The organism is Arcticibacterium sp. (assembly GCF_055134445.1).
This window is the reverse complement of record NZ_JBSRVI010000086.1, coordinates 1-7,953: the sequence shown is the minus strand read 5'-3', so window position 1 is coordinate 7,953 and position 7,953 is coordinate 1. Positions and strand designations below refer to the sequence as shown.

Below are 7,953 nucleotides of genomic sequence, written 5' to 3'. Positions count from 1 at the left end.
TAACAGAGGGTTTGGACGTCTGCTTTGATACTCATAGGCTCCGATATCTAATCTGTTTTCATAAACAAGTGGATAACCTGCCAAATCTTTGTGCACAAGATTAATGCCAATATTATCTGCTAAAGCTGCAATTATGTCAGGTGAGCAGGCTTGTAGACGTAAATCACCTAAAATAGTAGAACTCGTAGTGGTTGTAGATGGCACATTTGATACAAACTCTGCACTTAATGGTGCACTAGTTGTTCCTACTAAATTACCATTTACTCCATTTTGTACTCCATTTCCTTCATCACTACCTATCAGGCTGTAAGCACTTGTTAAGCCAGATACATTAAATGTAGATATGTCTGGACCGAAATCAGAATAATTACCCGCAACAATGCTATTCTTTAAGTTAAAACCATTATCAGCATAAATTCCGCCACCCTCTCGTGCTCTATTTCCACTTATTACGCAACTTTCAATTGAAACATTAGAATTTTGTAAATGAAGTCCCCCGCCAATTAAACCTGAAGAACCACCACCTTCATATGCAATATTCCCTGTTATTGAAGATTGTTTTAATACTAGGCTTCCCCTAAAGTGGAAAACCCCACCACCTGTGATGTCAGTTTTATTCCCTGAAATTGTGCTTCTTAAGACTTGCAGATTTCCCGTATTAAATATACCGCCGCCAGATACATTCGCTTGACAATTAATAATTTTAGAATTTCTAAAAACCAGATTACCGTAATTAATAATTCCACCACCAGACTCCCCGTGTGCTATTCCGTTTTGAATCCTGATACCTTCCATGATGACACTTTTAGCGGTTTTAATTCTAAAAATATTACTATTTATTTGTCCGTCAATAATTGTACTGCTTATATCGTTTCCAATTATGACCAAATTTTTATCAATCAAAATGTGCCCAGTAGTAAGCTTAATAGTATCGCCATCGATGGTAGGGGAGAAACGAATAGTGTCGCCAGAGAAGGCATTTTCTACAGCAAATCTTAGCGAGCCACAGCCATTGTCATTTGTGGTAGAAACTAACAATGGGTTATAATCTAGGTTGATATATTCATAAGCTCCCATATCTAGGAAGCATCCAATTAGTCTATCAGAACCAATTAAATCTTCATTTATACCATCGGGGATAGCTGTATTTAGCCCCGCATCAATTGCTACTGAAATTGCCTGCAAACCAAAATTATTGTCCGCATTTATAAATAAAGGGTTTTGATTAAGGTTTCCAGTGCCCGTATATCCGTTTTCAATAATAGAATAGGAAACATTAAGCCCACTTGTAGGATAAATATCAGAGGCTGAAGTATTGAGATTGTTCCAAAAAATAGAATTTGTAATGGTGGGCGAAGTACCATCTACATAAACAGCGTCTCCTACAGTTGCATTATTTTTAGTAAAAGTGCTGTTTACAAAGGCCATATTGCTGTTTGAACTATGAATAGCCCCGCCATTGGTAGCAGCTGTGTTATTGACAAAAAGACAATTGGTAAATGAGCAAGAATTATTGGAGCCAGCTACTCCACCACCATCCGTTAAAGCCGCATTATTTTTAAAAATGCAATTGATAATCTTGGAGCTACTGGCACTGCTTAAAAATATTCCCGCTCCGCTTACAGCCGAATTAGATTCGACGGTACAATTTTGAATAATAGCCTTAGAGTTTAGTCCTAATATTCCGCCACCACTGGTAATAGTTGCGGCGGTTTGTGCATTTCCATTCTTAACAATGAAGCCGTCTAAAATAGCGGTTTGGAGTATGTTTTCACTTTTAACTACATGGTAACTATTGTCTGAATTATCGTTTATAGTACCCAAATCACCACTTAATATGGTAGGATAGTTCGTGATATTTCTTTGAGAAAGGGCAGTTTCAGTACCTTCAAAACCTCCATAAATAGCCAAGTTGTTTTTGAGTTCGAAAGAAATGGATTGGTCGGAACCTGATGTAGGATAATAGGTTCCTTTGGCCACCCAAACTTTATAGTTAGCACAGTCTGACTCAAAAGTTTCTAAGACGGATTGAATATCTGAATATGCATTTGTCCATGATGTTCCATCTGCTAATCCACCCACTACAGCCGAGTCTACATAAATAATATTTTGAGCATTAAAATTTGTAAAACTTAAGGTCGCATTTGACTGTGCATGCAAGTAATTTGAGATATCCTCCACTGCACTACTTGAAATGTTAATATTCCTTTTGCTAGCATCAAATTCGGTACGGTTTGGTGCAACAGCCGGAAAACCATCCACCACTACGGCATTACTATAGACAGACTTAGGATTCTCTTCGGGTGTTAAAAAACCTCCTGTATGATTAGATGGATACGTGCCACCAGTATTAAAAACGGCATGAATTTGTGTAATGCCATTTGTTTGGTCTTCATCATTATCTTCATATACATGGTAACGCGTACCGATATCTAAAAAGTCAAAGACATTTCCACTACCAATTATAGTAGCTGTACCGCATTCAGGGAGGTCAGAAGTATTGTTGCAATTTACAGTCAAAGGCCCATTCAAGCCACCAGTAATGGTTAATACAGTTCCTTTAAGAATACAAGTATTAGGGGTAACCAGTTTGTATTTTCCGCCGCTTTCAAAAGTAAGGCTACTCTTGTCAAACTGATTTCTTAAAAAGTAGAATGTTGAATTGGCCGGTATATTATCCATAGCCACCAAAGACATACTGGCGGGGCTTAAGTGATTAATGCCTATGATGGCTAGTTTTGACGTAGCATTATTAGCGTCATCATTCAAAATATTTACACTTGCATTTCCCGTAGAACCGCCATCGTAGCCTATACCTGAAGTAATGCTTATTAAAATATCCTCGGTTTTTTCTAGGGTGGCATCGGTCACAGGATTTATGGTTAATTGTGCTGAAGAGGCTCCGTTGGGAATGGTAATGCTGCCCACTGATGAAGTATAGGAATTGGCACCAGAAACGGTATAATCTGAAGGGAATGTGGCCGTACCTGCTACTGAAAAGTTAATGGTAATATCAGAAGTGGCCGTCGCATCTAAACTCAATGTATAAACAGATGTTTCTGAGTCTTCTAAAATGGAAGCTGAAGAAATTGTTACTGTAGCTTTTGGATTTGCAGAGCCTTCGCTAACAATAATATTATTAAAGGGCACGGAAGATAATTCTTGCATTGCTTCTGCATACAACCAATTTGCTGGATTTTCAAAACCAGCTTGGTCTACCGTAGTGGCTGGTCTTAAAGTAGGTTTGTATTCTAACCTCTGAGGTGAAGTATTGGCAAAGCCATCTACCAAAACCGACCCAGCGTATAGTGTTGATAGGTCTAAGGAAGCTGGCATATTTCCACCAAAATTGGGTGATGAATATGTGAAAATCTGGCTATGTACAGCCGTAATGCCATTATATGGATTGTTGTCAGTATCTGTATGAGCTCTGAAAAAACCTTCATATTGAGAAATATAAAAGTTCTTTGAAGGGCTTAATTTTATAACTGTTCCAGCCGATGTAGCAGAACCATTTCTAGTTACTGTAAATGTATTGTGAGCGGTTTTTTTAACCACAATCACATCACCACGTGCTATGCCTCCTGTAGGAACTGTCCATTTTAATTCTGACGGGTAGGTGGAAACATTGGAAAAGAGTAGCGTGCTTTTGTTAAAGGGATTGCTAGAGAATACATACGAAGCTCCCGCCAATAAACCTTTTAAGGCTGTAAAAGAGAATTCGCTAACACCATCTTCATTATCTGTATAATGTCTGGTGCCTGTAATGGCAACATCAGGTACCACTGTTAATACATCATCATTCTTAATAATAGAGCTTGCTACACTTGGACTACCAGCCGTATATTCTGAGCCAGAAGTAATGCTCAGTTGAAGTGTTTCATCAGGTTCTAAAACAGAATCTCCTGTGGGATTTATGACTATGGTTTTTGACGTGGTTCCAGACGAAATAGTTACGGTGCCAGATGTGGAGTTCATTGAGGTAGCTCCTGTTTGGGTATAGTCTGTACCAAAATTTGCAATGCCGTTTGCCGAACTTCCATTTACTGAAAAGTTGACAACTAAATTACTTGTGGGTGCTACATCTACTTCAAATGTATATGTGAAATTACTGGAGCTGTTTTCATTTAACTGACTGGAATTTCGGGTAAGTATAACAACTGGCTTTAAGCCTACAAGATTAAAATTTGTGAATTTGGTGGTGGATAAATCTTGGTCACTGCCAAAGATTACATAGTTGCTAGAGTTTTCTAAATCTACTTTTGTTACATCTGTTCTGTCTAAAACGGAGGTTTTATATTCTACTCTATTTAGTCCGTCATCATATGGCGAAACAGTATAATTTTGTTGAGGGAAATTATGTACCACTATAGCATTTGCAAAATCTGGGCTAGGGTTTTCTGAGGCGGGCATAGGGCCACCACTTAGGTTAGTACTTGTTAAAGTTCCCGCGAAAAAAGCACCATGAATCTCCGTAACACCATCAGCAGGGTCTTCATTATTATCAGTATAAACGTACATAGACTCTCCAAATTTACCTAAAGAGTAGGAGCCACTACTTCCAACATGTACCGCTGTAACAGCACCAGAACTAGGAGTAACAGATGCTGTAAAAACATTACTGGAACTCGGTGCTGATTCTTTGAAATAGATAACACTTCCCTTTGGAATAGCAGTTGTAACCGTAATTTTCACTACAGACTCTTTTATTGGACTGCCACCACCATCTAATTCATATACAAATTGGCTGCTGGTGTTATTATAATTATTATCTGTGAAATAGTAAATCTGCCCTACAGCCAAATTATCTAAGGCTAGAATTGAAACACCATCTTCAGTGCTATTTAAGTGTTTTGCCCCGATAATGGCCACTTTTTGGGCATTAGCGGTATAAAAACTTATGCTTAAAAGTAAACTCAGTATTACTTTTTTCATTTTAAGAATTATTAAAGTTCTGTACCAGAATTATTGAAGTATGCTGTCTTTTAGTGGGTAGGTCTTATTGGGAAAGTACCATTGATACAAATGAGATAATTGATACCTAGAAAGGGGTTTCGTATATCAATTTCTTCACCCATAAATTCATGTTCTTTTATACCAGCTAAATAGGTGTCGTCAGATTCTTTGGTACTAAACATACCTGCGTCTTTATTAAGAATACCATCTGAAATATTTACTCTTCTTCCATCTGCCCCATGGTTAGCTGCTAATTGCACATTATGATTATGTGCAGGCAAGTTTTCAGAAGTTAGTTTTATAGTATTAGCTCCGCCAGATTTACCTACTTCAACAAGCTTAGAAACACAAAGTGGTATTTTATTTCTTAAATCAGGTAAATCAAAATTTGAACTTCCGTTTCCGCCATAAGAGGTGCCTAATAAACTAAACAAAGCCTGATTTGACGAAATACTTATTTTCTGCCCGCTACATAAAGTGTAGTTTGAAAATGGAGCTCGGAACCCCGCGAATAATATAATTTCACCTAATACACCCTCTCCACCTCCGTTCCTTCCTGCAGATGGGAAAATGCCTTCCGTACAAATAATGTAATTTAGCCCTAAAGAAGAATTTGTAACATCAATATCTTCATAACTCCCTTTGTCTTCTTGAGAGATTCCTCCCAGAGTGGCTAAAGCAGAAACTTCCTCGCTAAATGGTCCAGCATTACTATTTATAAATGCATTGTTAGGTAATTGTGTGTGGGGAGTACTATCTGTATTATTATTTACACCTAATTTTACAGAATGATTATGTGGAGGTAAATTATTTTTATCTAATCTAATGTTGGTTTTACCGCCAGTTGCACCTACTTTTTCAGAGTTTAATACTCCAGTAGCAAAATGGTTTCTGAAATCTGGTAGTTTGAATTCGTTTCTAGCTATACTTCCTCCATAATGGTAGCCAATTATACTATACAAAGCTGAATTTTGGGAACTTGCCAATAAATCTCCATTACAGAGTCTCCAGCCATTAGGTATTGCACCAAGGCTGCCATCTGTTTTGTCATTAGGCCAGATTTTAATTTCGCCAATAGTACCTTCATTAGGGTCATTTTGAATACACATGGCATATACCATTTTCACATGTGCATTTTTTATTTTTACAGGCTCAGAATTTCCTACATTGTTTTGAGAGATACCAGCCAAAAAGGTATCAGTAGAAGGTTCTGTACTAAAAACACCAGCTTGATTATTCAGAAAAGCACCTTTGGGCAAAATAACGGGCTCACTGCCTCCACTTATATTGTCTACTTCTAATGACACATTATGGTTGTGTTCTGGCATTTGTTCCATAGACAAAACAATTTCATCAGCCCCCTTTTTTACTCCCAACCCGTTACTAGTTTCAGGTTGAAGTACAAAACGATTTCTTAAATCAGGTATGGCAAAGGTAGTATCATCGCTATTGTCATAAGTGTATTTGTCACCTACAATAAGGTGTAGTTGATGATTACTTGTTTTCTTTAATCTTCTTCCATCACACAACACATAGTTAGTAGGGATAAAGTTAAAAGCTACTATTTTGATTTCTCCAAGATGTCCTGTCATGATTCTTTTAGTTTTATTATTGAAAAAAAAGTCTTTTTTGAATATGACTAAAACAATCAGCTAGACTTGACTATAGGTTTTCCTATAGTTTAAGAAGTAAATGTTTTATTCATGGCTATATAATTCCTATATCAATCTCGATGCAACCCATTTTACAGAATTATGAAAGAAAATGGTTTGACTTTATTGGTTAAGTCGTCTCGTTTTCTAAATATCGTTTTTGATATAGATTAAAGGTAGTAGGGCTATGCAGGAGGCAATAGAAAAACTGTGGGACAAATGTGACATTTCTCCGGAAATTTGTGACAGTTGGTTTAACTAGTTAGTAGTGAGTTAGATAAGGTGTGCTTGAGGAGGGGCGGATTCAATTTAGCTTTGTGCCAAATCGGTTAAAATAAAGTTTCTTGAAGTACCTTACTTCACGGAATCCCACTTTTTGAACTACATCTTCCAATTGCAAACTCTCGGTTTCTAGCAGTTGTCGAGCCACGTTTAGGCGTATCTCTGAAATGTATTCTTGTGGATTTAGACCAATCTCTTTTTTTACTAATCGTATAAAATGTCTTCGACTTAAATTCATTTTTTCTGCCAAGAATGTGGTTGAAAACTCTACGTTACCTAAATGAGTTTTAACCAAGAATTCCAAGTTTTGGGCAAAATCAAAGGTAGAGTCAGACTCTTGGCTTTCATCTTCTTTGTGAGCAGCTAAGCGGTTTAAATAGTTTTTATAAACAGCTCGTAATCTAAAAACGAGCTCGTCTTCGTCAAAGGGTTTAGTCAAGTAGTCGTCTACACCTATACGGAAAGCTTCTAGCTTGCTTTGTTCATTATGCTTGGCAGTAAGAAAAACGAACGGAATGATACGCAGCTTAGAGTCTTGCCTAACGTGGTTTAGTAGTCCAACACCGTCTAACTCTGGCATCATGATATCTGACAAAATACAATCTACCTGGACATTCTTTTCCAGAATTTTAATAGCTTTTGCTCCGTTTTCAGCCTCGATGGTTTTATACTCTTTTTCTAAAATGCTTTTTACATAAGCTCTAAGTTGAGGATTGTCTTCTACCAATAGTAAATTAGGTTTTGACAGATTCTTCACATGTTGTGGAGTTTCTTCAAGAGAGTTTTGAGGATGTTTCTCCTCTAAGGTTTCAAACTTTTCAAAATCAGTAAATTCAACGTTTAATAGAACTTCAAAAAAGCTTCCCTTTCCTTCCTCACTTTCTATGTGAAGTTGCCCATTCATCAAATCTAAATACTCTTTTACCATGGTTAGGCCTATTCCTGTTCCAGGATTAGCCATGGTGTTGTCTTGTTTTACTTGATAAAAACGGTCAAATATTTTCTGTTGATTTTCGTCACTTATCCCTATACCGTTATCCTTAACCGAAAAACGTAGTTCCGA

3 protein-coding genes are annotated in these 7,953 nt (G+C 37.2%); all 3 read right to left on the bottom strand.

Features of this window, described 5'->3' with window-relative positions; genetic code table 11:
- On the bottom strand, window positions 1–4,935 hold a 4,935-nt coding region (locus ACTBZY_RS11660; RefSeq protein ID WP_463046520.1), incomplete at its 3' end, for a Calx-beta domain-containing protein.
- Window positions 4,936–4,985: 50 nt separating this feature from the next.
- Window positions 4,986–6,548: a phage tail protein gene (locus tag ACTBZY_RS11655; protein ID WP_463046519.1), complete on the bottom strand. Its 1,563-nt coding sequence runs from the start codon at window positions 6,546–6,548 to the stop codon at window positions 4,986–4,988.
- A 364-nt stretch (window positions 6,549–6,912) separates the two neighbouring features.
- On the bottom strand, window positions 6,913–7,953 hold a 1,041-nt coding region (locus ACTBZY_RS11650), incomplete at its 5' end, for a response regulator (protein ID WP_463046518.1).

Excerpts from the sequence above, each read along its gene's own strand:
- ACTBZY_RS11655 (WP_463046519.1), bottom strand. The coding sequence starts at position 6,548 with ATGACAGGACATCTTGGAGAAATCAAAATAGTAGCTTTTAACTTTATC.